The 25,381-nt window shown below is 60.2% G+C and carries 21 protein-coding genes; 12 read left to right on the top strand and 9 right to left on the bottom strand.

The window, feature by feature from the left end; all coding sequences use genetic code 11:
• Positions 1–6: 6 nt before the first annotated feature.
• Positions 7–1,428: an aminotransferase-like domain-containing protein gene (locus GTU76_RS02930; RefSeq protein ID WP_016985824.1), complete on the bottom strand. Its 1,422-nt coding sequence runs from the start codon at positions 1,426–1,428 to the stop codon at positions 7–9.
• A 179-nt stretch (positions 1,429–1,607) separates the two neighbouring features.
• Between GTU76_RS02930 and GTU76_RS02925 the strand changes: the two genes are divergently transcribed.
• Positions 1,608–1,853, top strand: coding sequence for a DUF1127 domain-containing protein (locus tag GTU76_RS02925; protein ID WP_180698039.1), 246 nt, complete (start codon positions 1,608–1,610; stop codon positions 1,851–1,853).
• 143 nt (positions 1,854–1,996) lie between these two features.
• Here the strand turns inward: GTU76_RS02925 and GTU76_RS02920 are convergent, their stop codons facing one another.
• On the bottom strand, positions 1,997–3,307 hold the full coding sequence (locus GTU76_RS02920) for an NAD(P)/FAD-dependent oxidoreductase (protein ID WP_180698038.1): 1,311 nt from the start codon (positions 3,305–3,307) through the stop codon (positions 1,997–1,999).
• Positions 3,308–3,454: 147 nt separating this feature from the next.
• On the opposite strand from GTU76_RS02920, the gene GTU76_RS02915 reads away from it, so the two are divergent.
• Entirely contained in the window at positions 3,455–3,808 is a 354-nt protein-coding gene (locus tag GTU76_RS02915) for a YkgJ family cysteine cluster protein (RefSeq protein ID WP_016985827.1), read from the top strand.
• Between the two features lie 87 nt (positions 3,809–3,895).
• Here the strand turns inward: GTU76_RS02915 and GTU76_RS02910 are convergent, their stop codons facing one another.
• Positions 3,896–4,384: an Lrp/AsnC ligand binding domain-containing protein gene (locus GTU76_RS02910; RefSeq protein WP_003177284.1), complete on the bottom strand. Its 489-nt coding sequence runs from the start codon at positions 4,382–4,384 to the stop codon at positions 3,896–3,898.
• Positions 4,385–4,540: 156 nt separating this feature from the next.
• On the opposite strand from GTU76_RS02910, the gene dadA reads away from it, so the two are divergent.
• The 7 genes from dadA to srmL all read left to right on the top strand — a co-directional run bounded on the left by dadA (position 4,541) and on the right by srmL (position 12,269).
• A complete protein-coding gene (gene dadA / locus GTU76_RS02905) occupies positions 4,541–5,845 on the top strand; it encodes a D-amino acid dehydrogenase (RefSeq protein ID WP_016985828.1) in 1,305 nt (434 codons plus the stop codon).
• Complete coding sequence (locus GTU76_RS02900; protein WP_034152045.1) at positions 5,817–6,170, top strand: RidA family protein; 354 nt, start codon at positions 5,817–5,819, stop codon at positions 6,168–6,170. The genes dadA and GTU76_RS02900 overlap by 29 nt, the downstream gene beginning before the upstream one ends.
• A gap of 95 nt (positions 6,171–6,265) precedes the next feature.
• Positions 6,266–7,339, top strand: coding sequence for an alanine racemase (gene alr, locus GTU76_RS02895; RefSeq protein ID WP_180698037.1), 1,074 nt, complete (start codon positions 6,266–6,268; stop codon positions 7,337–7,339).
• An 88-nt stretch (positions 7,340–7,427) separates the two neighbouring features.
• Positions 7,428–7,976, top strand: a complete 549-nt coding sequence (locus GTU76_RS02890) for a cupin domain-containing protein (protein WP_008086779.1) — start codon at positions 7,428–7,430, stop codon at positions 7,974–7,976.
• Between the two features lie 181 nt (positions 7,977–8,157).
• A complete protein-coding gene (locus GTU76_RS02885; RefSeq protein WP_016985831.1) occupies positions 8,158–8,574 on the top strand; it encodes a c-type cytochrome in 417 nt (138 codons plus the stop codon).
• A 363-nt stretch (positions 8,575–8,937) separates the two neighbouring features.
• The gene (locus GTU76_RS02880) at positions 8,938–10,866 is read left to right on the top strand and encodes an acetyl-CoA hydrolase/transferase C-terminal domain-containing protein (RefSeq protein WP_180698036.1); all 1,929 of its coding nucleotides are present in this window, start codon (positions 8,938–8,940) and stop codon (positions 10,864–10,866) included.
• Between the two features lie 254 nt (positions 10,867–11,120).
• Positions 11,121–12,269: a PheS-related mystery ligase SrmL gene (gene srmL, locus GTU76_RS02875; protein ID WP_180698035.1), complete on the top strand. Its 1,149-nt coding sequence runs from the start codon at positions 11,121–11,123 to the stop codon at positions 12,267–12,269.
• A gap of 119 nt (positions 12,270–12,388) precedes the next feature.
• Here the strand turns inward: srmL and GTU76_RS02870 are convergent, their stop codons facing one another.
• Positions 12,389–12,961, bottom strand: coding sequence for a xanthine phosphoribosyltransferase (locus GTU76_RS02870; protein ID WP_016985833.1), 573 nt, complete (start codon positions 12,959–12,961; stop codon positions 12,389–12,391).
• A 58-nt stretch (positions 12,962–13,019) separates the two neighbouring features.
• A complete protein-coding gene (rep, locus tag GTU76_RS02865) occupies positions 13,020–15,029 on the bottom strand; it encodes a DNA helicase Rep (protein WP_053124992.1) in 2,010 nt (669 codons plus the stop codon).
• A 262-nt stretch (positions 15,030–15,291) separates the two neighbouring features.
• Here rep and GTU76_RS02860 point away from each other — a divergent pair, with 262 nt between their 5' ends.
• Positions 15,292–16,965, top strand: a complete 1,674-nt coding sequence (locus GTU76_RS02860) for a putative bifunctional diguanylate cyclase/phosphodiesterase (RefSeq protein ID WP_016985835.1) — start codon at positions 15,292–15,294, stop codon at positions 16,963–16,965.
• A 109-nt stretch (positions 16,966–17,074) separates the two neighbouring features.
• Here the strand turns inward: GTU76_RS02860 and GTU76_RS02855 are convergent, their stop codons facing one another.
• Positions 17,075–18,472, bottom strand: coding sequence for a NorM family multidrug efflux MATE transporter (locus GTU76_RS02855; protein ID WP_180698034.1), 1,398 nt, complete (start codon positions 18,470–18,472; stop codon positions 17,075–17,077).
• Positions 18,473–18,630: 158 nt separating this feature from the next.
• Here GTU76_RS02855 and GTU76_RS02850 point away from each other — a divergent pair, with 158 nt between their 5' ends.
• Together GTU76_RS02850 and GTU76_RS02845 are read left to right on the top strand one after the other, a co-directional pair.
• On the top strand, positions 18,631–19,551 hold the full coding sequence (locus GTU76_RS02850; protein ID WP_016985837.1) for a LysR substrate-binding domain-containing protein: 921 nt from the start codon (positions 18,631–18,633) through the stop codon (positions 19,549–19,551).
• Between the two features lie 184 nt (positions 19,552–19,735).
• Positions 19,736–21,712 carry a methyl-accepting chemotaxis protein gene (locus GTU76_RS02845; RefSeq protein ID WP_175555625.1) on the top strand — a complete coding sequence of 659 codons (1,977 nt, stop codon included), beginning with the start codon at positions 19,736–19,738 and terminating at the stop codon, positions 21,710–21,712.
• A gap of 12 nt (positions 21,713–21,724) precedes the next feature.
• On the opposite strand, the gene GTU76_RS02840 is transcribed toward GTU76_RS02845, so the two are convergent.
• From GTU76_RS02840 to GTU76_RS02830, 3 genes are read right to left on the bottom strand one after another with little or no spacing between them, the layout of a single operon-like run.
• A complete protein-coding gene (locus GTU76_RS02840; RefSeq protein WP_175555624.1) occupies positions 21,725–22,438 on the bottom strand; it encodes a phosphocholine cytidylyltransferase family protein in 714 nt (237 codons plus the stop codon).
• Positions 22,439–22,445: 7 nt separating this feature from the next.
• Positions 22,446–23,066 carry a gamma-glutamyl-gamma-aminobutyrate hydrolase gene (locus GTU76_RS02835; protein WP_016985840.1) on the bottom strand — a complete coding sequence of 207 codons (621 nt, stop codon included), beginning with the start codon at positions 23,064–23,066 and terminating at the stop codon, positions 22,446–22,448.
• Positions 23,063–25,378 (bottom strand): PEP/pyruvate-binding domain-containing protein, encoded by a 2,316-nt coding sequence (locus GTU76_RS02830; protein ID WP_180698033.1) that lies wholly within the window; start codon positions 25,376–25,378, stop codon positions 23,063–23,065. Before GTU76_RS02830 ends, GTU76_RS02835 begins: the two co-directional genes overlap by 4 nt.
• Between the last annotated feature and the right edge of the window lie 3 nt (positions 25,379–25,381).

Genomic DNA, 25,381 nt, shown 5'->3' with positions numbered 1-25,381 from the left:
AAAAGGTCAGTCGGCTTCGGCGAGCAGTTTGATGGCCGTGGCACCGACCTTGCGCACCGCCTCTTCGATCTGCGGTGTCGGTTTGGCAGCGTAGTTCATTCGCAGGCAATTGCGGTACTTGCCCGAGGCGGAAAAGATGCTGCCGACGGCAATCTGTACGCCTTGCTCGTGCAGCTCACGATTGAGTTTCAGGGTATCGAAACCCTCCGGCAGTTCGACCCACAGCAGGAAACTGCCCTGCGGACGGCTGGCACGAGTTCCGGCCGGAAAATAGCGTGCAACCCAGTCGATCATCATGTCGCGATTGCGCTGGTATTGCGTGCGCATCCGTCGCAAATGCGGTTCGAAATGGCCGGCCTTGAGAAATTCGGCGATGGCAATCTGCGGCTGCGGTGCTGTGGATCCGGTGCTGATGTATTTCATGTGCAGCAGCCGCTCCAGATATCGACCCGGCGCGACCCAGCCAATGCGCAGTCCCGGCGCCAGGGTCTTGGAAAACGAACTGCAGAGCAACACGCGGCCATCTTCGTCGAAGGATTTGATCGTGCGTGGGCGCGGGTAGGTGTAGGCCAGCTCGCCATACACATCGTCCTCGATGATCGCCACGTCGAAGCGCTGCGCAAGGTTGAGCAGGGCGCGTTTTCGTGCCTCCGGCATGATGTAACCGAGCGGGTTATTGCAGTTGGGCGTGAGCTGGATGACCTTGATCGGCCATTGTTCCAGTGCCAGTTCCAGCGCTTCAAGGCTGATGCCGGTAAGTGGGTCTGTGGGAATTTCCAGGGCTTTCATGCCGAGGCCTTTGAGCGTTTGCATGGCGCCGTGGAAGCTCGGCGAATCCACCGCGACGATGTCGCCCGGCTCGCAGATTGCGTGAATGCTGGTGGACAGCGCTTCGTGGCAGCCGGTGGTGATCACCAGATCGCTGGCGCTCAACTGGCAGCCGGAGTCGAGCATCAACCGGGCGATCTGCTCGCGCAGTTCGAGGGTACCGTGGATGTTGTCGTAATAGAGGCCGGGCATATCCTGGCGGCGGCTGATCTGCGCCAATCCACGCAGCAGTGGTTTCATCGTCGGCGAGCTGATGTCCGGCATCCCGCGACCCAGTTGCACGACATCCTTGCGCGGCACCGCGCGAATCAACTCCAGCACCTGATCCCACTGCGAAATTTCCACCGGCCGTTGCGCCGGACGGCCGACGGCGGGCAGCTCCGGCAACTCGCGGCCGACCGGCACGAAGTAGCCGGACTTGGGTTTCGGCGTGGCCAGGCCGCTGTCTTCGAGCATGCGATAGGCCTGCTGCACTGTGCTCAGGCTGACCCCGTGCTCGACGCTCAAGGCGCGCACCGACGGCAGCCGATCGCCGGGGCGATAGAAGCCTTGCTCTATGCGCGTGCCGAGCAGTTCGGCGAGGTTTACGTAAAGGGTCATGGCGCTGCCTCGGTGCAAATGATTCGATAAACCAGTACAGATACGGCGGAAATCGACAATTCAGTCCTCAAAGCGGCAAATCTGTATGGAGTTAATACAGATACTTTGAATCTGTAATGGTTTTGCTCACCCGCGCATCATGGAATCTCTGGCTACCCAAGTAAACAGGAGCAATGAAAATGAACGGCTTGAGCGATGTGCGGCTGACGTTACACAGTCAGGAACTGGAGGCAGGGCAGAAGGATCGTGCGCGCAATGAAACCCTGCGTAATGCGCCGTCCGGCCTGAGCCGCTGGGACCTGTTCTGGCATCGTCTGCACACGCGCAGGGCGTTGCTGGCACTGACGGCGGATCAGCTCAAGGACATCGGGTTGACGCTTGAGCAGGCGCAGGAGGAGGGGTTGAAGCCGTTCTGGCGGATCTGAGATCTGTATTGTTTTTTCGATCCATTCGCGAGCAGGCTCGCTCCCACATTGATCTCCAGTGGATACAAGATTCCCATCCACCGCAGATCTCCAGTGGGAGCGAGCCTGCTCGCGAAAGCGGCCTCATGAGCGCCGCAAAACCATCAGACCAGCTCTTTCATCCGATGCCACAACATGCCGAGTGCCAACAACGGCGAACGCAAATGCTTGCCGCCCGGGAAGGTGATGTGCGGCACCTTGGCAAACAGATCAAAGCCACCGCTGTGCTGCCCACTGATCGCTTCGGCGAGCAGCCTGCCCGCCAGGTGCGTGGCGTTCACCCCGTGGCCTGAATAGGCCTGGGCGTAATACACATTCGGCTGATCATTGAGCCGGCCGATCTGCGGCAAACGGTTGGCGCCGATGCCGATCATACCGCCCCACTGATAATCGACCTTCACCCCGGCCAGTTGCGGGAAGACCTCGAGCATCTTTGGCTGCATATACGCGGCAATGTCTTTCGGGTCGCGTCCCGAGTAATGGCAGGCGCCGCCGAACAACAAACGCCGATCCGCCGAGAGTCGGTAGTAGTCCAGCGCCACCCGTTGATCACAGACCGCCATGTTCTGCGGCAGCAGGTTGTGCGCCTGTTCTTCGCTCAAGGGTTCGGTGGCAATGATGTAGCTGCCGGCGGGCAGAACCTTGCCGCTGAGTTGCGGATTCAGATCATTCAGATAAGCGTTGCAGCCAAGCACCAGCGTTTTGGCGCGCACCGAACCTTGGGCTGTATGGACTTTGACTTCGGGGCCGTAATCGATACGCGTCACTGCGGAGTGTTCAAACAGTTTGACGCCCAACTGCTGCGCCGCTTCGGCTTCACCCAGCGCGAGATTCAGCGGATGCAGATGTCCTGAACCCATGTCGATCAAACCGCCGACATAGCGCTTGGAGCCGACCACCGTGTGCATTTCGTTGGCTTGCAGCAGACGGGTTTCGTAGCGATAGCCGAGGCTGCGCAGTTCTTCAGAGTCTTCGGCAAAACCTTCGAGGTCGGCGGGCTTGTTGGCGAGATCGCAGTAGCCCCAGGTCAGGTCGCAGGCAATCTGAAAGCGCTCGACCCGCTGGCGAACGATTTCCACCGCTTCCAGGCCCATGAGTTTCATCTCGTGCACGCCGTCGCTGCCGATGACATTGGCGAACTGATCGAGACCGTGACCGACGCCGCGAATCAACTGCCCGCCGTTGCGGCCGCTGGCGCCCCAGCCGATCTTGTGCGCCTCGAGCAACACCACACTGAGGCCGCGTTCAGCCAGTTCCAGTGCCGTGTTCAACCCGGAAAAACCGCCACCAACCACGCAGACATCGGCCACGACTTCACCTTGCAGAGCAGGATGGTCGGGTTGCGGCAGGCTGCTGGCGGCGTAGTAAGAGGCAACGTGGGGTTGGCTCGCGGAGGTGAAGGCGCGGGCAGTCATGGGCGTCATCCAACGGCTAAGTGTCGAGAAAATTTGACGGAGCATAAGCCGCACGCCTGAACGTGGGCAACACTGGTCGGCCTGCGGTGTCTGGATCACGGCTTTTGCGGCACAATTGCCGTCTATTCCACCTTGGTTACCGTTTCGATGAGCTGCAACAGCCAGACAGTCCGCACCTTGCGTCAGCAGATCCCCTCGTTCGAGTGCGTGCCCGGCTGCCACGACTGCTGCGGGCCGGTGACCACTTCGCCGGAAGAAATGTCCCGCCTGCCGCGCAAGACCCGCGCCGAGCAGGATGCGGCAATGGAAGAACTGAACTGTGTGCATCTAGGGCCGAATGGCTGCACGGTGTATGAAGAGCGGCCGCTGATTTGCCGGCTGTTCGGCACGACCAAAACCTTGCCTTGCCCGAATGAGCGGCGGCCGGTGGAGCTGATTCATCCGCGTGTCGAGAAGCAGATTTTCGAGTACATGGCGGCGAATCGGCAGGTGTTGGTTTAAAAAATCGCAGCCTTCGGCAGCTCCTACAGAGACATGCATTCCCATGTAGGAGCTGCCGAAGGCTGCGATCTTTTGATCTTCAAAAACTCAATCCGGAATAGGTAAGCTCAAGCTCTCCTTCACCTCTTCCATCACGATATAACTCTTCGACTCCCGCACATGTGGCAGTTTCAGCAGAATGTCGCCCAGCAGCTTGCGGTACGAGGCCATCTCGGAAATCCGCGCCTTCACCAGATAGTCGAAATCCCCTGACACCAGATGACACTCCAGCACATGCGGCAACTTCAGCACCGCGCGTCGGAACTCTTCGAAAGTATCGCCGGATTTGTAGTCGAGGCTGATCTCGACAAACACCAGCAAGCTACCCTTCAAGTGCTGCGGATTGAGCCGGGCGTTGTAGCCCATGATGATCCCTTCGCGCTCCAGACGCCGCACGCGCTCGGTGCACGGCGTGGTCGAGAGCCCAACCTTTTCGCCGAGTTCGGTAAAGGAAATCCGCCCGTCCGCCTGGAGGATCCGCAAGATGTTGCGGTCGATCTTGTCCAGCTCACGTTTGGTCTGAGTGTTGGTACGCATAGGGGATGCGCCTCCGTGAAAAGGGTTTTTGCCGAGAATTGTCGCCAAATATAGGCGCTTATATAGTGAAAAGCACTGGCATTTCTTTTTTACACTGCGCGCATCATTGCTCTAACAACAGACGTACGCGGCCCTGCCGCGATGAGGGATACAAAAATGCGCGTAATGGTCTTGGGTAGCGGCGTCATCGGTACCGCCAGTGCTTACTATCTGGCCCGTGCCGGGTTTGAAGTGGTGGTGGTCGACCGGCAGCCGGCTGCGGCCATGGAGACCAGTTTCGCCAACGCCGGCCAGGTCTCGCCGGGCTACGCCTCGCCGTGGGCCGCGCCGGGCGTGCCGCTCAAAGCGATCAAGTGGCTGTTGCAGCGCCACGCCCCTCTCGCGATCAAAGCCACCGCCGACATCGACCAGTACCTGTGGATGGCGCAGATGCTGCGCAACTGCACCGCCAACCGTTACGCGGTGAACAAGGAGCGCATGGTGCGTCTGTCCGAGTACAGCCGCGACTGCCTCGATGAATTGCGCGCCGAAACCGGCATCGCCTACGAAGGCCGCAGCCTCGGTACGACTCAACTGTTCCGCACTCAGGCGCAGCTTGATGGCGCCGCCAAAGACATCGCCGTGCTGAAAGAGTCCGGTGTGCCGTTTGAAGTCCTCGACCGCGCCGGCATTGCCCGCGTTGAACCGGCGCTGGCGGGCGTGACTGACATCCTCGCCGGTGCCCTGCGCCTGCCGAACGACCAGACTGGCGACTGTCAGATGTTCACCACGCGTCTCGCCGAAATGGCCGTGAAGCTCGGTGTCGAATTCCGCTTCGGCCAGGACATCCAGAAACTCGACTACGCCGGTGATCGCATCAACGGTGTGTGGATCGACGGCAAGCTGGAAACTGCTGACCGCTACGTACTGGCGCTCGGCAGCTACTCGCCGCAACTGCTCAAACCGCTGGGCATCAAGGCCCCGGTGTATCCGCTCAAGGGTTACTCGCTGACCGTGCCGATCACCAACCCGGCAATGGCCCCGACCTCGACCATTCTCGACGAGACCTACAAGGTCGCGATCACCCGTTTCGACAACCGCATCCGCGTCGGCGGCATGGCCGAGATCGCCGGTTTTGACTTGTCGCTGAACCCGCGCCGCCGCGAAACCCTGGAGATGATCGTCAACGACCTTTATCCTCAGGGCGGCAATCTGGCCGAGGCGAGTTTCTGGACCGGTCTGCGTCCGACCACCCCGGACGGCACGCCAATCGTAGGCGCCACGCCGTTCAAGAACCTGTTCCTCAACACCGGTCACGGCACGCTCGGTTGGACCATGGCGTGCGGTTCCGGTCGTTTGCTGGCCGACCTGATGGCGAAGAAAAAGCCACAGATCAGCGCCGAAGGCCTCGATATTTCCCGTTACGGCAACAAAACCCAGGAGTCCGCAAAACATGTCAATCCAGCGCCAGCTCACCAATGAGCGCATGAGTCAGATCGTCAGCCACAACGGCACCGTGTATCTGGCCGGGCAGGTCGGCGACGACTTCGACGCCGGAATTGAACAGCAGACCCGCGACGTACTGGCCAATATCGAGCGTTTGCTTGATCTGGCCGGGACTGACAAACAGCACCTGTTGTCGGCGACGATTTACCTGAACGACATCGAGGCGCATTTTGCCGGAATGAACTCGGTGTGGGACCAGTGGCTGCCAAAAGGTGCTGCCCCGGCCCGCGCCACCGTCGAGGCGAAGATGGCCAAGCCGAGCATTCTGGTGGAGATCTCCATCGTCGCCGCGCTGCCGTAAGCCGTTGTAAAGATCCCTCTCCCGGCGCTGTTGGCGGTTCACGTCGTCAGTCGGCGCCGGTTTTTATTCCCATGACCGCCTAGAAGTCTGCCGCCATGCGTCCTGCCCGTGCCCTGATCGACCTAGAAGCCCTGCGCCACAACTACCGAATTGCCCGCGAGGTCACCGGCGCCAAGGCGCTTGCGGTGATCAAGGCCGATGCCTATGGGCATGGCGCGGTGCGTTGCGCCCAAGCGCTGGAGGCCGAGGCTGACGGTTTTGCCGTGGCCTGCATCGAGGAGGCGCTGGAGCTGCGCGCCGCTGGCATTCGTGCGCCGGTGTTGTTGCTGGAAGGGATTTTCGAGGCCGATGAGCTGGCGCTGATCGTCGAGCATGATTTCTGGACGGTGGTGCATTCGCTGTGGCAGCTCGAAGCGATCGAGCAGGCAACACTGAGCAAACCGATTACCGTGTGGCTAAAGCTTGATTCCGGTATGCACCGCGTCGGTTTGCATCCAAAGGATTATCCGGCGGCTTACCAGCGTCTGCTGGCCAGCGGCAAAGTGGCAAAGATCGTCTTGATGAGCCATTTCGCCCGCGCCGATGAGTTGCACGCGCAGAGCAGCACCGAGCAGGTCGCGGTGTTTGAAGCGGCGCGTCAGGGCTTGGCGGCGGAAGTCAGCCTGCGTAACTCGCCGGCGGTGCTCGGTTGGCCGCAGATTCACAGCGACTGGGTGCGTCCGGGCATCATGCTCTACGGCGCCACGCCGTTCGAAGAAGCCAACGCCGTGGCTGATCGCCTGCAACCGGTGATGACCCTGGAATCGAAAGTCATCTGCGTCCGTGAGCTGCCCGCTGGCGAGCCGATCGGCTACGGCGCCAAATTCATCACCGACAAGCCTATGCGCATCGGCGTGGTCGCCATGGGTTACGCCGACGGCTACCCGCGTCAGGCGCCGACCGGTACGCCGGTTTTGGTGGCGGGTAAACGCAGTCGCATTCTCGGTCGCGTGTCGATGGACATGCTCTGCATCGATCTCACCGATGTGCCGGAATCAGGCCTCGGTTCGAGCGTCGAACTGTGGGGCAAAAACATCCTCGCCAGCGAGGTGGCGCAGTGGGCGGACACCATTCCGTACCAGATCTTCTGCAACCTGCGTCGAGTGCCAAGGCTCTATTCCGAGGGTTGACGCCACTGCGGGGGCCAAGTGTTGTAAATACTGAACGCTGTCGCCATGATAACGCTCAATATTCTTACAACATCAGGAGGCTCGCGCCTTGGACGTCGGTGAACGACTGCAATCGATCCGCAAGCTCAAAGGGCTTTCCCAGCGTGAACTCGCCAAACGCGCGGGTGTCACCAACAGCACCATTTCGATGATCGAAAAGAACAGCGTCAGCCCTTCGATCAGTTCGCTGAGAAAGGTGTTGGGCGGCATTCCCATGTCGATGGTCGAGTTCTTTTCCGAAGAAATCCTGCAGGAAGTCCCGACCCAGATTGTCTACAAGGCCAACGAGCTGATCGACATTTCCGACGGCGCCGTGACCATGAAACTGGTCGGCCGCGCGCATCCCAGCCGCGCCATCGCCTTCCTCAATGAAATCTACCCGCCGGGCGCCGATACCGGCGAAGAAATGCTCACCCATGAAGGCGAGGAAACCGGGATTCTGGTGGAAGGTCGTCTGGAACTGGTGGTGGGTCTGGAAACTTTTATTCTCGAAGCCGGCGACAGCTACTACTTTGAAAGTACCAAGCCGCATCGTTTCCGTAATCCGTTCGACTTGCCTGCGCGACTAATCAGCGCAGCCACGCCGGCGAATTTTTAACAAAGAGGTGCCAAGCCATGATGGCAAAGGCATCCGGAGAGTTTTTCTACCGTGCGGTATAACCCCTTCGACTATGGGGTTGTTTCAGTGTGACGGGCTACCCGCTATACTTCCGCCCGCCTGCGAACCGTGGCCGCAGGCGTGAATAGCCACCATTGAGGGTGAACGCGTGAATCTAATTATGAAAATGCTGGCTGCACCAGCAACTGTATTGGCCCTCTGGGCTGTCAGCGCTCAAGCTGCGACGAATGACGACATTGCCAAGCGCCTCGAGCCAGTCGGCCAGGTGTGTGTTCAAGGGCAGGAATGCAAGGGGATGGAAGTTGCCGCTTCCGCAGGCGGCGGTGGCGGGGCGAAAACCCCGGATGAAGTGATTGCCAAGCACTGCAACGCTTGCCACGGTACCGGGTTGTTGGGCGCGCCGAAGATCGGTGACACCGCAGCGTGGAAAGAGCGTGCTGATCATCAGGGTGGTCTTGATGGCATCCTCGCCAAAGCCATCACCGGTATCAATTCGATGCCGCCGAAAGGCACCTGCGCCGATTGCTCGGATGATGAGTTGAAGGGCGCGATCCAGAAGATGTCCGGCCTGAAATAAGGCGCGCTTCTGATGAAAAAAACCGTCTTCGGACGGTTTTTTTGTGCCTGTGATTCAAGAGCCCTCACCCCAGCCCTCTCCCAGGGGGAGAGGGAGCCGACCGAGGTGTCTTTCGCTATCCATCGACCTGAAAGACCTTAGCGATTATGGATTCAGCAAAGCTATTTCAAGTCGGCGTATCTCCCCAATATCCCCCAATCTGTCCCCTCTACCTCTGGGAGAGGGCTAGGGTGAGGGCAAGCGATCTCCAGCCATAAAAAACTCCTGTGGCCGACAATCGTCCAGGACTTTGGGCTGTCCTTTGCAGCAAACTCAAGGCAAGCTCGGTCTACCCCTATTCACGGAACGGGCAGGAGGCTTCAGATGGTGCAGTTGTGTTCGATCGAACAGGCAGTGGACGACGTGCTGGCGCGCTTGCCGGCGCATATCCACATGGGCATGCCGCTGGGCCTGGGCAAACCCAATCACTTCGTCAACGCGCTGTACCGACGGATCAAAGACCTGCCCGAGCGGCAACTGACGATCTACACCGCCCTGTGCCTCGGCCGCCCGGCGTTGGGCGATGGTTTGCAGAAGCGCTTTATCGAACCCTTCGTCGAGCGCGTCTTCGGTGACTACCCGGAATTCGATTTCCTCGCCGACCTGCACCGCGACAGCCTGCCCGCCAACATCCGCATCGAACAGTTCTTCATGCAACCCGGCAGCCTGCTCAACAGCGCGCCGGCCCAGCAGGATTACGTCAGCAGCAACTACAGCCACGCCGCCCGCGACATCAACGCTGCCGGGCTCAATCTTGTGGCGCAGTTATTGGCCAGCAGCAGCGAACACCCGGATCGCCTGAGCCTGAGTTGCAATCCCGACATCACCCTCGACCTGTTGCCGATGATCGCCAAACGTCGCGAAGCCGGGGAGACTATTTTGCTGGTCGGCCAGGTGCACACCGATCTGCCGTACATGCCCGGCGATGCAGAAGTCGATATCGACACCTTCGACCTGCTGATCGACGCGAAGGACAGCAGCACGCTGTTCTCCACGCCGAACATGCCGGTGGGATTTCAGGACCATTTCATTGGTTTGCATGCCAGTACGCTGGTGCGCGACGGCGGCACATTGCAGATCGGCATCGGTTCGATGGGCGACGCGTTGACCGCCGCATTGCTGGCGCGTCAGGCGGATAACACCGGTTATAGGGCATTGCTCGACGACATCAACCTCAGCCAGTGGGCGCAATTGATCGAGCGCGAGGGCGGCACGGGGCCATTCGCCAAAGGTCTTTACGGCTGCAGCGAAATGTTCGTCAACGGTCTGCTGGTGCTGGCAGATGCCGGGATAATCCGGCGCAAGGTCTATCCAGACATACAGACTCAGGAACAGGCCAACGCCGGCACTCTCGACGAGGCGGCGCAAACCGATGGCATCTCGGTGCACGGCGGATTCTTCCTCGGCCCGCGCAGTTTCTACGAGCGCCTGCGTGAGTTACCGCAGAGCAAACGCCTCGAATTCAACATGACCCGCATCAGCTACATCAACGAGTTGTATGGGCAGGAAGAGCTCAAGCGTCTGCAGCGCCTTCATGCGCGGTTCATCAACACCGTGTTCACCATGACCTTGCTCGGCGCCGGCGTGGCGGATCAACTGGAAGACGGACGGGTGCTCAGCGGTGTCGGCGGGCAGTACAACTTCGTGGCGCAGGGTCACGCATTGCACGATGCGCGCTCGATTCTGATCCTGCGCAGCTGGCGTGAATCCGGTGGCGACGTCAGTTCCAACATCGTCTGGGAGTACGGCCACTGCACGATCCCACGGCACCTGCGCGACATCGTCGTGACCGAATACGGCATCGCCGATCTGCGCGGTAAATCCGACGCGGTGGTGATCGAGTCGCTGCTGAACATCAGTGACTCGCGCTTCCAGCAGGGGCTGATCGAGCAAGCGCAAAAGGTCGGCAAACTGCCAAAGGATTTCCGCCTCGATCCACGCTTCGCCGACAACACACCACAGCGTTTGCAAGCGATCGCCGCACGGCATCCGAACCTGTTTCCGGAGTACCCGCTGGGCTGTGATTTCACCGCGATCGAACGGGATCTATTGCGTGCGCTGAACTGGTTAAAAAGCAAATTCAAACTCACCGAAATCCTTGAACTCGGCAAAGCAGCCCTCGACGCCCCCGAAGCATCGCTATATCCCGAACACCTCGAACGCATGCAACTCACAAACCCGGAAGGCCTGAAAGAAGACCTCTTCCAACGCCTGCTCCTCACCGGCCTGAAAGCCACCATCCAAACCCCGTAGGAGCTGCGGCACGCTGCGATCTTTTGATCCTGATCTTTGAGCAGATCAAAAGATCGCAACCTCGTTGCACTCGACAGCTCCTACACGGGGTATGCCCGAGATCTGAATGGATACGGAATGACTTCTGTAGTCCCGTTCTGAAAATCATCAATCAATGAGTATTTGGATTGTCGTCGGCGTTCGCCTATCGATAGGTTTGTTTGTGGGCGTTTTTTAAGAGGACTTCTAGCCAGCCGAAATCCAGAGGGCACACAGTGCATATATCAAAGAAATACCTGACAGATGTAGCTGTCCACCAAGCCTTACTCCTCACTGACTTAACCGAAAAGAGCCACCCTGATCACGCTGTCCGACTATTACTGAATGAGGTCCTTCAGGGACTCGAAGAAAAGGGCTGGCCCCGAGCACAGTTGCAGATTGGCCCAAGGATTGTGTCCGCAGAAGAAAACTACGGTTTGCTTGGTTACGACCCGACAGAAATTACCCTCGGCAGTGAGCACACACGTTGGGTCGATGAGCATTCGCTTTTGCGAACACAGACCACGAGCCAGATCCCTGCGGCGCTTCAGCAGGCCGCCGAGGTTCGTCAGCCGGGACAAACCATTTTGCTGGCAGCGCCGGGCATTACCTTCAGGCGTGATAGCCGAGATCGTTGGCATTGCGCCGAGCCGCATCAAATGGACATTTGGGTGTTGGGCGACCCGGAGTTGGCATCCCATGAGCATTTGCTGCGGCTTGTTAGCGATATTTTGCAGTTGGTCGTTCCTGAAAAATCCTGGGTTTATAGCGATAGTCCACATCACTACACCGAGGGCGGGATTGAAGTGAATGTGTTGAATGATGGCGTGCCGGTCGAGGTTCTTGAGTGCGGGCGTATCGCGAAGTCGCTATTGCAGCGTTTGCAGATTGATCCTCTGCGCCATGGCGGGCTCGCTCTTGGGATGGGGCTGGATCGCCTGACGATGTTGCGCAAAGGCATTCCTGATATTCGTTTGTTGCGTGATCAGAATGTGCGCGTGCAGGCGCAGATGCATGATCTGGATCCGTGGACTGCGGTATCTCGTTTGCCGTCGATTGCCCGCGATATCTCGTTGGCGGTAACGCCGGGATTGAGTGAAGAGGTATTGACCGAGAGGATGTTGCAGGCGGCAGGGGATTGTTCTGGATGGATTGAGGAGATGCGAATCAAGGGGCGTTGGCAGCGTTCGGATTTACCGGCGCAAGCCATTGAGCGACTCGGAATGCTGCCGGGTCAGGAGAACGTGCTTTTGCATGTGGTGTTGCGCGATTGTTCGCGCTCGATTACTACCGGCGAGGCGAATGCCTTGTATGCGGATATTCAAGCTGCGATGCATGAGGGAGTGCCGGGGGCGGGGTACAGAATGGATTTGTCGAAGGCTTGAGACTTTATCTGTGAGAGCGGGCTTGCTCGCGAAAGCGGTGTGCCAGTCAAAGAATGTATCGATTGACACGACGCCTTCGCGAGCAAGCTCGGCTCCTACAGGGGCGCTGCGGTGTGGCTTTATTCGATGAAGGTGACCACGCCACCTGTCAGCGATTTCACGCGGGCCAGCGATTCAACGCGATAGCCCTGCGAATCCAGCTCGGCGCGGCCGCCCTGGAACGACTTCTCGATGACGATGCCGAGACCGGCAACGGTGGCGCCGGCCTGTTTGATGATCGAGATCAGCGCTTGCGACGCCTTACCGTTGGCCAGGAAGTCGTCGATGATCAGCACGCGGTCGCTGCTGGTCAGGTGACGCGGGGAGATGGCCACGGTGCTTTCGGTCTTTTTGGTGAACGAGTAAACGGTCGCCGACAGCAGGTTTTCGGTCAGGGTCAGGGACTGTTGCTTGCGGGCGAAGATCACCGGCACGCCGAGGTTCAGACCGGTCATGATCGCCGGGGCGATGCCCGAGGCTTCGATGGTGACGATCTTGGTGATGCCCGAATCCTTGAACAGCGCGGCGAATTCGTCGCCGATCAGCTTCATCAGGGCCGGGTCGATCTGGTGGTTCAGGAAGGCGTCGACCTTCAGGACCTGGTCGGAAAGCACAATGCCTTGTTCGCGGATTTTCTGGTGCAATGCTTCCATGAAGCTGTCCTCTTTTGGCGCTTGGTGCGCCGAAGGTCTAGTAAAAAAGTGGTCAATTCTAGCGCTTTAACATCGCGCGTATATCAGCCAATGCGCTGTTGCCGCGCACGACTTTGACTTCGGTCGGGGTGTCGTCGTTGCCTTCCCAGGCCAGATCGTCCGGCGGCAGCTCATCGAGGAAGCGACTCGGCGCGCAGTCGATGATCTCGCCGTACTGCTTGCGCTTGGCGGCGAAGGTGAACGCCAGGGTCTGACGGGCGCGGGTGATGCCCACGTAGGCCAGGCGGCGTTCTTCTTCGATGGTGTCGGCTTCGATGCTGGAGCGGTGCGGGAGGATTTCCTCTTCCATGCCCATGATGAACACGTAGGGGAATTCCAGACCTTTGGAGGCGTGCAAGGTCATCATCTGCACGCCTTCGGCGCCGTCCTCTTCTTCCTGCTGACGTTCGAGCATGTCGCGCAGGACCAGTTTGCCGATGGCGTCCTCGACGGTCATTTCGCCTTCTTCGTCCTTCTCGAGGGTGTTTTTCAACGCCTCGATCAGGAACCAGACGTTGCTCATCCGGTAGTCGGCAGCCTTGTCGCTGGAGCTGTTGGTGCGCAGCCAGTTCTCGTAGTCGATGTCCATGACCATGCTGCGCAGCGCCGAGATCGGGTCTTCCCCGGCGCACTGCTCGCGGACTTTGTCCATGAAACGCTTGAAGCGCGACAGGCGATCGGTGAAGCGGCTGTCCAGATGTTCGCCCAGACCGATTTCGTCGGTGGCGGCGTACATCGAGATCTTGCGCTCGGTGGCGTAGTTGCCGAGTTTTTCCAGGGTGGTCGAGCCGATTTCACGGCGCGGCACGTTGATCACGCGCAGGAAGGCGTTGTCATCATCCGGGTTCACGATCAGGCGGAAGTAGGCCATCAGGTCTTTCACTTCCTGACGTCCGAAGAAGCTGTTGCCGCCGCTCAGACGGTACGGCACCTGGTGGTGCTGCAACTTCAGCTCGATCAGTTTGGCCTGATAGTTACCGCGATAGAGGATCGCGAAATCGCTGTACGGGCGGTCGGTGCGCAAGTGCAGGCTGAGGATTTCCATGGCCACGCGCTCGGCTTCGGCGTCTTCGTTACGGCAACGGATCACGCGGATCTCGTCGCCGTGGCCCATCTCACTCCACAACTGCTTTTCGAATTCGTGCGGGTTGTTCGAAATCAGCACGTTGGCGCAGCGCAGGATGCGACTCGTCGAGCGGTAGTTCTGCTCGAGCATAACCACTTTCAGCGATGGATAGTCGTCCTTGAGCAGCATCAGGTTTTCCGGCCGCGCGCCGCGCCAGGCATAGATCGACTGGTCGTCGTCGCCCACCACGGTGAACTGGTTGCGCTTGCCGATAAGCATTTTTACCAGCAGGTATTGGCTGGCGTTGGTGTCCTGGTATTCGTCAACGAGCAGGTAACGGACCTTGTTCTGCCACTTTTCGAGAATGTCGGCGTGTTCTTCGAAGAGTTTTACCGGCAGCAGGATCAGGTCGTCGAAGTCCACTGCGTTGAACGCTTTCAGCGTGCGCTGATAGTGGGTGTAGACGATGGCGGCGGTCTGTTCCTTGGGATTACGCGCATTCTCCAGCGCCTGAGGCGGCAGGATCAGGTCGTTTTTCCAGGCGCCGATCATGTTCTTGATCTCGTCGACGCCGTCTTCGCCCGCGTATTCCTTCTGCATGATGTCGGTCATCAGGGACTTGACGTCGGTCTCGTCGAAGATCGAGAAACCGGGTTTGTAGCCCAGCCGCACGTGTTCCTTGCGGATGATGTTCAGACCGAGGTTGTGGAAGGTGCAGACGGTCAGGCCGCGGCCTTCGCCGGCGCGCAGCAGGGTGCCGACCCGCTCTTTCATCTCGCGCGCGGCCTTGTTGGTAAAGGTCATGGCGACGATGTACTGGGCGCGGATGCCGCAGTTCTGGATCAGGTGCGCAATTTTGCGCGTGATCACGCTGGTCTTGCCGGAGCCAGCACCGGCGAGCACCAATAGAGGGCCGCCGACGTAGTTCACGGCTTCTTGCTGCCGGGGATTGAGTCGGGACATACGAAAATTCGGGAGTCGTTGACGAAATGGGCCGGCATTTTAACAGGCTCAGCGATTTGTGCTGCTCTGTCCGACTTGTGACGTACCACGCGATTCAAATTTGCCGGTTTTGTTACTTTCGCGGAGGATGCGCGGTGATTTTGCGGCTAATGTTCTCATTCGTGACACAAAATAACGTTTTGATAACCGTTGTCATTTGGTCATTGAACATCGCGACGGCATAATGCCCCGCCCACATCATTGCAGAGTCTAGGGAGCTAGCTTGTCTACGCCTGTCGAACCCTTGCGTTTGCTGCTACTGGCCGAAGAGCCAGCGTGGACAGCGTTATTGCGCGAGTGTCTGGCTCCGATGGGGAGCGCGGCGGTGCTGATCAGCGCGCCGAGCTGGGACTCGGTCAGCAGTTTGTTCGAAGACAACCGCAATGCGGTGTTGTTGACCCTTCCGGCGTTGCAACCGGCACCGGGCCGTTGCAGCCTGCCGACGGTCTTGCTGCTGGAGCATGAACCGGACACCGCGCCGGTTGGCGTCAGCGACTGGCTGGTGTTCGACGCCCTTGACGCCGGCATGCTGCGCCGTTGCCTGCGCCATGTGCGCGAACGTGGCGTTCTCGAAAACACCCTGCAACGCCTCGCCGAACAGGATCCGTTGACCGGCATCGCCAATCGCCAGGGCTTCCAGACCTTGCTCGCCGCGCGCCTCGCGGAAAACGACGGCCGCGGCCTGGCCCTCGGGCATCTCGATCTCGACAACTTTCGTCACGCCAACGATGCGCTTGGCCATCAGGCCGGCGACCGCTTGATCCTGCAAGTCGTCGCACGGCTGAAAAGTCAGCTGGAGGCCGGCGATCAGCTGGCGCGGCTGGGCAGCGACGAGTTTGCCCTGCTGATCGACACTCGCCGTGCACCGCAGCGCGCCGAGTGGATGGCCGAACGCATCACCGAAGCGCTCGCCGAACCGTATTGGGTCGATGGCGAAAGCTTGCTGATCGGCTCCAGCCTCGGCATCGCCCATGCCCGCGCGCAGGGCGGCGCCGATCCGCTGATGTGGCACGCGCACATCGCCATGCAGCAGGCCAAGAGCACCCAGGGCTGCACTTTTCATATCTTCAACGAACGCATCAACCGCAACGCGCGGAGCATGGCTGATCTGGAAAGCGAGCTGCGCCGGGCCTTGCGCCGCGATGAGCTGGAGCTGCATTACCAGCCCCGTCTGAATATGCAGGATGGCCAGATTGTCGGCCTCGAAGCGTTGGTACGTTGGCGTCACAGCGAGCGCGGCCTGCTGCCGCCGAGTGAATTCGTGCCGCTGGCCGAGCAGAGTGGTTTGATCGTGCCGTTGGGTTACTGGGTGATTTCCAGGGCGCTGCGCGATATGCAGGCCTTGCGTGAACGCGGGTTGCCGGCACTGCACATGGCGATCAACTTGTCGTTCCGCCAGTTTCAGGACAGCCAGTTGTTGCCGACGCTCAGCCGCTTGATTGCCGAGCGCGGTGTCGAAGCGCAGTGGCTGGAATTCGAACTGACTGAAACGGCGGTAATGCGTCGTAGCGATCTGGTCAAGCAGACCATGGACGCCCTCGGCCGTCTCGGTGTGCGTTTCTCGCTGGATGACTTCGGCACCGGGTTTTCCTCGTTCGTGCACCTCAACAGCCTGCCGATCACCTTGCTGAAGATCGACAAGAGCTTCGTTGGCGGCATGGAACAGCGTGAGGAGAACCGCAAACTGGTGCACGCGATGATCAATCTCGCGCATAACCTGCATCTGGAAGTGGTTGCCGAAGGTGTCGAGACGCCGGAGCAACTGGAACTGCTGCGCGGGTTTGGTTGCGATCAGGTGCAGGGTTATCTGATCAGTCGGCCGTTGCCGCTGGCGGAACTGGTTGAGTACCTGACCTTCGGCTCAAGCCAACAGCCAGCCCTCGAAATCGTAAGCTGAACGCATAACCAATGTAGGAGTGAGCCTGCTCGCGATAGCAATCTACCAGTCAACATTTGCTTCGACTGACACACCGCTATCGCGAGCAGGCTCACTCCTACAAGGGATCTCAGTCGGCCTGCGGGACCGTAAACTGACTTGATGACGCAGGCTCCAGCCGAATCATCCGCTTCATCTTCCATTCAAACGCCAGCGTCAAACTCACCGCCGCACACGCCAGGCCCAGCGCCAATCCCCACCAGACACCCGTCGGCCCCCAGTTCAAATGGAACGCCATCCACCACGCCGCCGGCGCACCAATCAGCCAATAGCAAGCGAGCCCGACCAGAAATGTGGTCTTGGCATCCTTGAGCCCACGAATGCAGCCCATGGCAATCGTCTGCGTGCCGTCGAACAGCTCGAACCACGCTGCCACCGCCAACAGGCTCACCGCGAGGCGAATCACCTCGGCAAACGCCGGATCGTTGTGATCGAGAAACAACCCGACCAACTGATTTGGCAGCAGCCAGAACACCATGGCGAAACCCAGCATCACCACGGCGCCGAAGACGATCCCGACCCGCCCGGACATCCGCGCATCGCTCAATTGCCCCGCGCCGTAATGCTGGCCGACACGCATGGTGATCGCATATGACATGCCCGCCGGCACCATGAACGCCACCGAAACAATCTGCAGGGCAATCTGGTGCGCGCCCAATTGCGTGCTGCCCATGGTGCCCATGCACAGCGCCGCGAAGGCGAACAAACCGACTTCGACGGCGTAGGTGCCACCGATGGGCAGGCCGAGGCGCCACAGCTCTTTCAGGTACTGCCGGTTCGGCCGTGACAGGCCCGCGCGCAGCGGATACGCGTCATACGCCGGATGCCGACGGATGTGCCAGGCCAGCGCCAACGCCATGCAGTTGGCGACGATCGCCGTGACCAGTCCGATGCCCGTCAAGCCCATTTTCGGCAGACCGAACATCCCGGTGATCAGCGCGTAATTGAGCAGGAAGTTGGCCACCGTGCCAGCGAGGCTGATGACCATCACCGGCGTCGCCCGGCCAATCGCACTGGTGAAGCCGCGCAAAGCCATGAAGCTCAGGTAGCCGGGCAGGGCGAAGGGCAGGGCGATCAGAAATTGCCCCGCGGCATTGACGTTGGTTTCGGTCTGGCCGAACAGCAGCAACACCGGTTTCAGGTTCCACAGCAGCAACCCGGCGCCCAGCGCCATCAGCCACGCCAGCCATAAACCGGCCTGGGTCAGACGCGCAGCACCGATGATATCGCCGGCACCTTTGCGAATGGCCACCAGCGTGCCGACCGCCGCAATCACGCCAATGCAGAAAATAGACACGAATGAATAGCTCGCCGCACCGAGACCGCCACCGGCCAACGCTTCAGGACTCAATCGCGCCATCATCAGGGTGTCAGTCAGCACCATCAACATGTGCGCCAACTGTGAAGCGATCAACGGCCCTGCCAGCCGCAGAATGGCCCAGAGTTCGGTACGCACAGGATGCTGCATGGTCATCACCACTCGATTTCAGAGGGAACAGGAAACCGTCGATTCTCGGCGCTTGGCAGGCTTTGCACAAAGGGATAAAAAGGATGGGTGGCATGATTAAAACTCATGCTGATCAGATTCTGTCAGTCCGGCTGCATCCCGCTATAGGAGCTTTCTGTATGTCTCGTCGTCTTCCTCCCTTGTATGCCCTGCGCGCATTTGAAGCGGCGGCGCGACATAGCTCGTTCACCCGTGCGGCGGAAGAGTTGTCGATCACCCAGAGTGCGGTCAGTCGGCATATTCGAACCCTGGAAGATCATTTCGCTTGTCGGCTGTTCCATCGCAGCGGGCGCAATCTGCAACTGACCGAAGCGGCTCGCCTGCTGTTGCCCGGTATCCGCGAAGGTTTCAGTGCGCTGGAGCGGGCCTGTAATACCTTGCGCGCCGAAGACGACATTCTGCGCATGAAGGCGCCGTCGACCTTGACCATGCGCTGGCTGTTGGCGCGGCTCAGTCGTTTCCGTCACTTGCAGCCGGGCAACGAAGTGCAACTGACCAGTGCCTGGATGGATGTCGATTCGGTGGACTTCAACGATGAGCCGTTCGATTGCGCTGTGCTGCTGAGTGACGGGCATTTTCCGCCGGACTGGGAAGCGAGCCTGTTATTTCCCGAAGAACTGATTCCGGTGGGGGCGCCAAACCTGCTGAATGATCAGCCGTGGGATTTGACCCGGCTGGCGTCCACCGAATTGCTCCATCCGACCCCGGATCGTCGTGACTGGCGCAGTTGGCTGGAGCACATGGGGCTGTCTGATCAGGTTTCACTCAAGGGCGGACAGGTGTTCGATACCCTCGAGCTGGGCATGATCGCAGCGGCGCGCGGCTACGGTGTGTCGATGGGCGATCTGTTGATGGTCGCCGAGGACGTCGCGCAAGGACGCCTGAGCCTGCCGTGGCCAACGGCGGTCGCCAGCGGACTGAATTATTACCTGGTGTGGCCAAAGACCCGTCCGGGAGGTGAACGTTTGCGTCGCCTCAGCGACTTCCTGCAAGGCGAAGTCCGCGCCATGGAGCTGCCGGCGGTTGAGCGCTTGAGCTGAAACGTTCGAGCCGCCACAATGGCGGCCTTGCGCCATACCCACGTTGCGCGCTCAAGTATTCGGTTTTCCCGCCGACTATGAGCAAGTGGAACCGTCGTGCCGGTATCCACGATTCACCCCCACTATTAGAAAATTATCCGAGTCGAGATCAAGGAGGATCCCGTGGCTCGGCCAGGAGCTGTCCATGTCTCAACCTCGCGCTCGGATCGCCTCGCAGCTGGGCCTCGCGCTCGCTGTAATACTGGCGATAGTTATCAGTGGCAGTACGGTGTTCGCCTTGCGTTCGCTGGATTCCGCCAACCTCGCCACCCGTGAAGAGCATCTGGCCAGTGAGGCGCGGCTGCTGGCAGACCAGCTGAGTACCTTTCACGGCACGCTGCGTGAAAGCACCCAGCGCCTGAGCGGGCTGTTCGAGAAGCGCTTCAGCGCGGGTCTGAGCATTCACCCGAGTGAACCGGTGACAGTCGCCGGCACCCCAACCCCGGGCCTGCACCTGGGCAGCGAAGTGCTGAACAACAACTTCAAGGAAGTCGACGAGTTCAAGCAGATGACCGCCGGTGTTGCCACCCTGTTCGTGCGCAGCGGCGAAGACTTCGTGCGCGTCAGCACCTCGCTGACCAAGCAGGACGGCACGCGCGCCATCGGCACTTTGCTCGATCACGCGCACCCGGCCTACGCAAAGCTGATGGCAGGACAAAGCTACGTCGGTCGCGCCTTGTTGTTCGAGCGTTCCTACATGACCCAATACACCCCGGTGCGCGATGGCAGCGGCAAGGTGATTGCGGTGCTGTTCGTTGGTTTCGATTACACCGACGCGCAGAACGCCCAGTTCGACAACCTCAAGCGCTTCCGTATCGGCCAGACCGGTTCGCTGGCGTTGCTTGATGAACAGAACAAATGGCTGGTCGCGCCGGCGGGTGTGCAGGCGGTGGATCAGGCGATTCCAGTGATCAATAGTCTGGCCAAGACGCCGGGCAAAGGTCAGTTCTGGGACGACAAGTCCGAGGATTTCTACAGCGTTGCCGTGCCTTTCGACGGCGGGCCGTGGTCGGTCGTGGCGAGCATGCCGAAAGCCGAGATCCGCGCGGTGACCTGGAGCGTCGGCACGCAACTGGCGATCGGCAGTCTGTTGGCGATGCTGTTGGCGGTCGGTTCGGTGGTCTGGTTGCTGCGCAGCAAACTGGCGCCACTGAGCGACTTGGTGCGTCAGGCCGAAGCCTTGGGCGCCGGCGATCTGAGCGTGCGCCTGAACGTGTCGAGCAACGACGAAATCGGCCAGTTGTCGCGGGCGTTCAACCAGATGAGTCAGGCTTTATCGACCATGGTTGAGCACATCCGTCGCGCCTCGCAAGAAGTTAACAGCCGTGCGCAGGCGCTGTCCGGTTTGTCCGGCGGTGCTTATGAGGGCATGGAGCAGCAGTCCGGCGAAATCACCAGCATGGCTGGCGCGGTGGAAGAGTTCAGCGCAACCTCGCTGAACATTGCCGACAACATGGGCGCGACCCAGCGTCTGGCGCAAGAAAACGCTCAGCAAACGCAGATCGGTCGCAGCTCGATGGAAGAAGCGTCGTCCTCGCTGGAGCAAATCGCTGGCGCCCTGAACAGCACCGCCACCGTGATCAACACCCTCGGTCAGCGCTCGCAGGAAATCGGTGGCATCGTTGGCGTGATTACTTCGATTGCCGAGCAGACCAACTTGCTGGCGCTCAACGCCGCGATTGAAGCGGCACGTGCCGGTGAACAAGGTCGCGGCTTCGCCGTGGTGGCCGATGAGGTGCGTAGCCTCGCTTCGCGTACTCGTCAGGCCACTGATGAAATTTCCAGCATGATCCACAGCATCCAGCAGGAAACCGGCAACGCGATCAGCACCATGGAACAGGGCAATGTGCTGATGCAGGAAGGCTTGTCGCGTAACGCCAACGTCGCTTCGGCGCTGGCGCGGATCGATGAGCAAAGCCGTTCGGCGGGGCAGCAGTTTGCCGCGATCACCACCGCGACGCAGGAGCAGAGCAGCACCGCGACTCTGTTGAGCAGTAACCTGCAGAGCATTGCGATGGCCAACAGTGAGCAGCGCGAAGTGGTGTCCAACCTGGCCGTGACCGCCAAGGAGCTGGAAGGTCTGGCGGCCGAACTGCGTCAGGAGGTTGACCGGTTCCGTTAAGGCGCCGGTGCCTTATTGATACACCGAGAGGTCCTCACTGGAGTCGACCTCTCCCCATTCGCCGGTGTAGGTGACAGCTGCAATCGGCACACGACCGGCATCGATAACGCGTTGCAAAGTGTTGGTCATGTGCATGCTGTCGCGTTGCTGCGGCGACAGTTCGGCACGCAGCCGTACGACTTCCGCCCAGCCTTCGGGCGTGAAACGCAAAAGCCCCATGTACTGACCCTGAACGTCATCCACCGATTGCGGCTTGTTGCCGATTTCGGCCAACGTGTGCGTGGCGGTCAGGCGAAAGGTTTCGGCATCCAGCAACGGGTCGCCGAAGCGCTCGGTCCACAACTGCAACCAGTTGGGGTCGTAGGTGACGGCCAACGCCGCGTCGCTGTTGATCAACGACTGCACGGCCACAGGGCTGTAGAAAATATCCGAATAGCTGACGATGCACGGCTGACCCTCAAGCCAGGACTCGGCGCAGGCCAGTGACGAAACCATATTGGTCTCGGCCCAGCGCGGGTTGTGAAACTCGCTCAGACCACGCTCTGCCAGTAGCTCGCGCTTGTAACCGGTCACCACCGCGATGTCGCTGATGCCCGCTGCCCGCAATGACTCCAGCTGCCATTCCAGCAACGGTTTACCGCGCAACTCGACCAGACATTTTGGGCGTTCGTCGGTGAGGCTTTTCATGCGGCTGCCACGTCCGGCAGCCAGAATAATGGCTTTCACTACAGGTCTATCCCGTGAATTCTTCAGTGGAATCGGTTTCGCCAAACAGGCGCTGCAGACGCTGAAGGTCGTGCACCGCGAAATCGCTTTCACGCTCCGGGTGCCACATCCAGCCCTGCCACGGTCGTTGCAGGTGGTGGATCGCTTCGATTTCGCCGTCCTCGCTGCGCGCCAGCACCTCGAACCCGAGCGGGCAACCGGCGAGGGCGAAGGTGTGATAGCTATTGACCTCGGCGACGATCTGCCCGGATAGCTGATGCCGGGTGCGTACATGGCCGGTGACCGGTTTCAACGAGACACCCGACCAGTGCCCAAGCATCTGCATACCCCGGCAAATCCCCAGCAACGGCAGATGGCGCGCATGGGCGTGGTCCAGCAGCCTGCTTTCGGTGAGGTCGCGAGCCGGGCACTGACCGATGTCGTTGCCGCCCGACAGCACGATGGCTTGTGGGTTTACCGCTGCCAGCCAACGATCGAGGTCGTCGGGTGATTGCCAGCCGTTGGGCACTGGCACAGGGATAAAGCCTGCCGCCAGCACAAACGCGATCAGGCGCTGATCCAGCGCGTCACGGCTTTCACCGCGTTCTGGATGCATGTCGACACGTTGGCTGATCGCGACCACTTTCATGACATCAACTCCACTCGGCGACCCGGACAATCGAGATGCAGGAAATCCGCCGTCGACCATCGACGGTAGAGCACTTCGCCAGCGCCAATCACCGCCGGCAAGCCAAGCTCACCGGCACGGATCGCCATATGCGAATTGGCCCCGCCCCACGCAGTGATAAGCCCGGCAATCGGGTAGGCGAACAGCCAGTCAAACCCCGGATCGGCGTTGGGAATGCAAACAATCGCCCCGGCGAGTTTTTCCCGGTCATCACACAGCACCACCGGCGCAGTCACGCGTTTTTGCGTAATGAAATTGGGCGCCGTTTCCGGCCACTCGAAACTCCAGACATCTTCTGGGCAGGTGATCACCGGCGGCAGCGACACCTTGAGTGTTTCGGCGTAACGCGCCTTGCCTTGTTCGATGCTGCGCAACAGCAGCTCTTTCGGGTCCGCCGCTGCTACGTGCAGCTCCTGGAAAGCGCTGATGTCGCAATAAGCCAGATCCTCGCGACCAATGCCGTACTGCGCACCGACCTGAGCGATCAAGGCCAAGGCATCGGAGAGGTTACGCGTGAAGTGAAACTTGGCCAGCTCGCGCAGCTCGATGCCGTTCTGCAGGAAGTCCAGCAGCCCCACCGGATCAGGCTGCAGGCCATGGGCCTCGAGCTGTTTGACGATTTCGCGCATCTGCGGCAGCGTCAGCGAAAACGGTCGCAGCGGTTCCGGCGCAGCGGGGCTTTGCGTCCAGTCGAAATACAGCTCCGGCGCCTCGTCGTAACGCGGCGAGAGGATGTCGTAGGTGCCCGGTCGCAAATGCCCGTAACGGGCGAGGAACGTGGTTTTGTCGAGGGTGGCGCGGTCACGAGCCAACTGCCCGCTGACCGTAGAAACCCCGGCCATGAACGCATCGTAATCCGCCTGCGAAAACACGCCGACGCTGACCAGCGATCGCAGCATCTGCACGGCAACAAACCCGGCGCGGGCCAGACCGGCGAAGGGCAGGGTGCCATAACGCTTGGCATCCTCCAGCAGCCAGTAGATGCGTTCGAGCGGGTCGGCATTGGAGGCCAGCAACTCTTCGCGACGGGCGTTGAGTACCTCAAGTTTATTGGCATCGCTGCGCCACAAACCGTCCTTGGGGTGCACGATGCGGTTGGTCAGCTTGCGCAGACTGGTGCTGATGGCGTCCAGTTCATGCTCAAGAAAACCGGCACTGCGCAAACGCTCCAGTTGCTGCGACAAGTCGAGGGTGTAGCAGGAGAAAACGATCTCGAACTCTACCTTGTCGTGCAGCGTCGGTTCCGCCAGCAAGCGATCGATGTAGTAATCGACCAGGCGACCGGCCAGCCCTTCATCAAGGTCGGCCGGAATGAACGAGTTGAACGACAGGCGCACATCGATATACGGCAGACCAAAAAAATGCGGCATCAGCGGGAAGCTGCGCAAGTTACGATAGCCATAGTTGTGGCGCTGGTAAGCCCAGATCGAATCGGTGACCAGATCCCGATACAACGAAAGCGCCAACGGTTTGGGCCGGATACCGATGATCTCGGCCGGGTTCCAGTCGGGCATCACGCCGTACACGGTGCGCTGACCGATCAGAAATGGGTGCGGACGCATGCCCCGTTCGACTTTGCTCTGAATGCTTTGCAGGCGGGCGAACTGGGTGGCTGCGGACTCAGGCACCGCCGGCAGAATCAATGGCCGGGCTTGCAGCAGCCAGAGTGTCTCGCCCTCAGCATCGCGGGTGACCGCGAACTCGCAGTCGACCGGTCGATCACCAAACAGGCTGAGCAATTCCTCGAGCAAGTCCACCACCGGTGCGAGCGCCGCGGGCGCTGCCACAGCACTGTGCGCCGCCTGCTGCCAGAGCCGACCACCCATGCCGCCAGTGACGGCGGCGGTGTCATCGCCCTCTGACCAATTCACCACGCGATACGGTGCGCAGGTGTTGGGGTCGTGAGAGAAGGCCACGCCGGAGCGCAGCACATTGCCGAGCATTGGTTGAATCAGAATCTCGTCAGTCAGGTGCACGTCGCCGTAACTGGCGATGACTTGTTCGATCGCCGAGACCAGTTCAGCCTCATCGACATTCGGCACCGACAGGAAGGCGCCGGCGAACGAGGCCAGTGCACTGTCCTCGCGCCCGCAACTGGAGCGCACGATCCACGGAGCGCTCGGCAGCCGCTGCTGGATGTCCTCAACGCAAGCGCGCTGATCCAGTTGCCAGTCCGCCACAGTGAACGCCAGCAACGGCGCAATGTGCGCCGAGGCGAGCCGCCCTTGCAGGCTGGTCAGGGTGCCGGCCTTGGTTGAGAAATGCAGGGCCATCAG

Origin of the sequence: Pseudomonas crudilactis (assembly GCF_013433315.1) — a bacterium.
Taxonomy (GTDB): Bacteria; Pseudomonadota; Gammaproteobacteria; order Pseudomonadales; family Pseudomonadaceae; genus Aquipseudomonas; species Aquipseudomonas crudilactis.
This window is presented reverse-complemented; position numbering and strand designations above follow the sequence as displayed.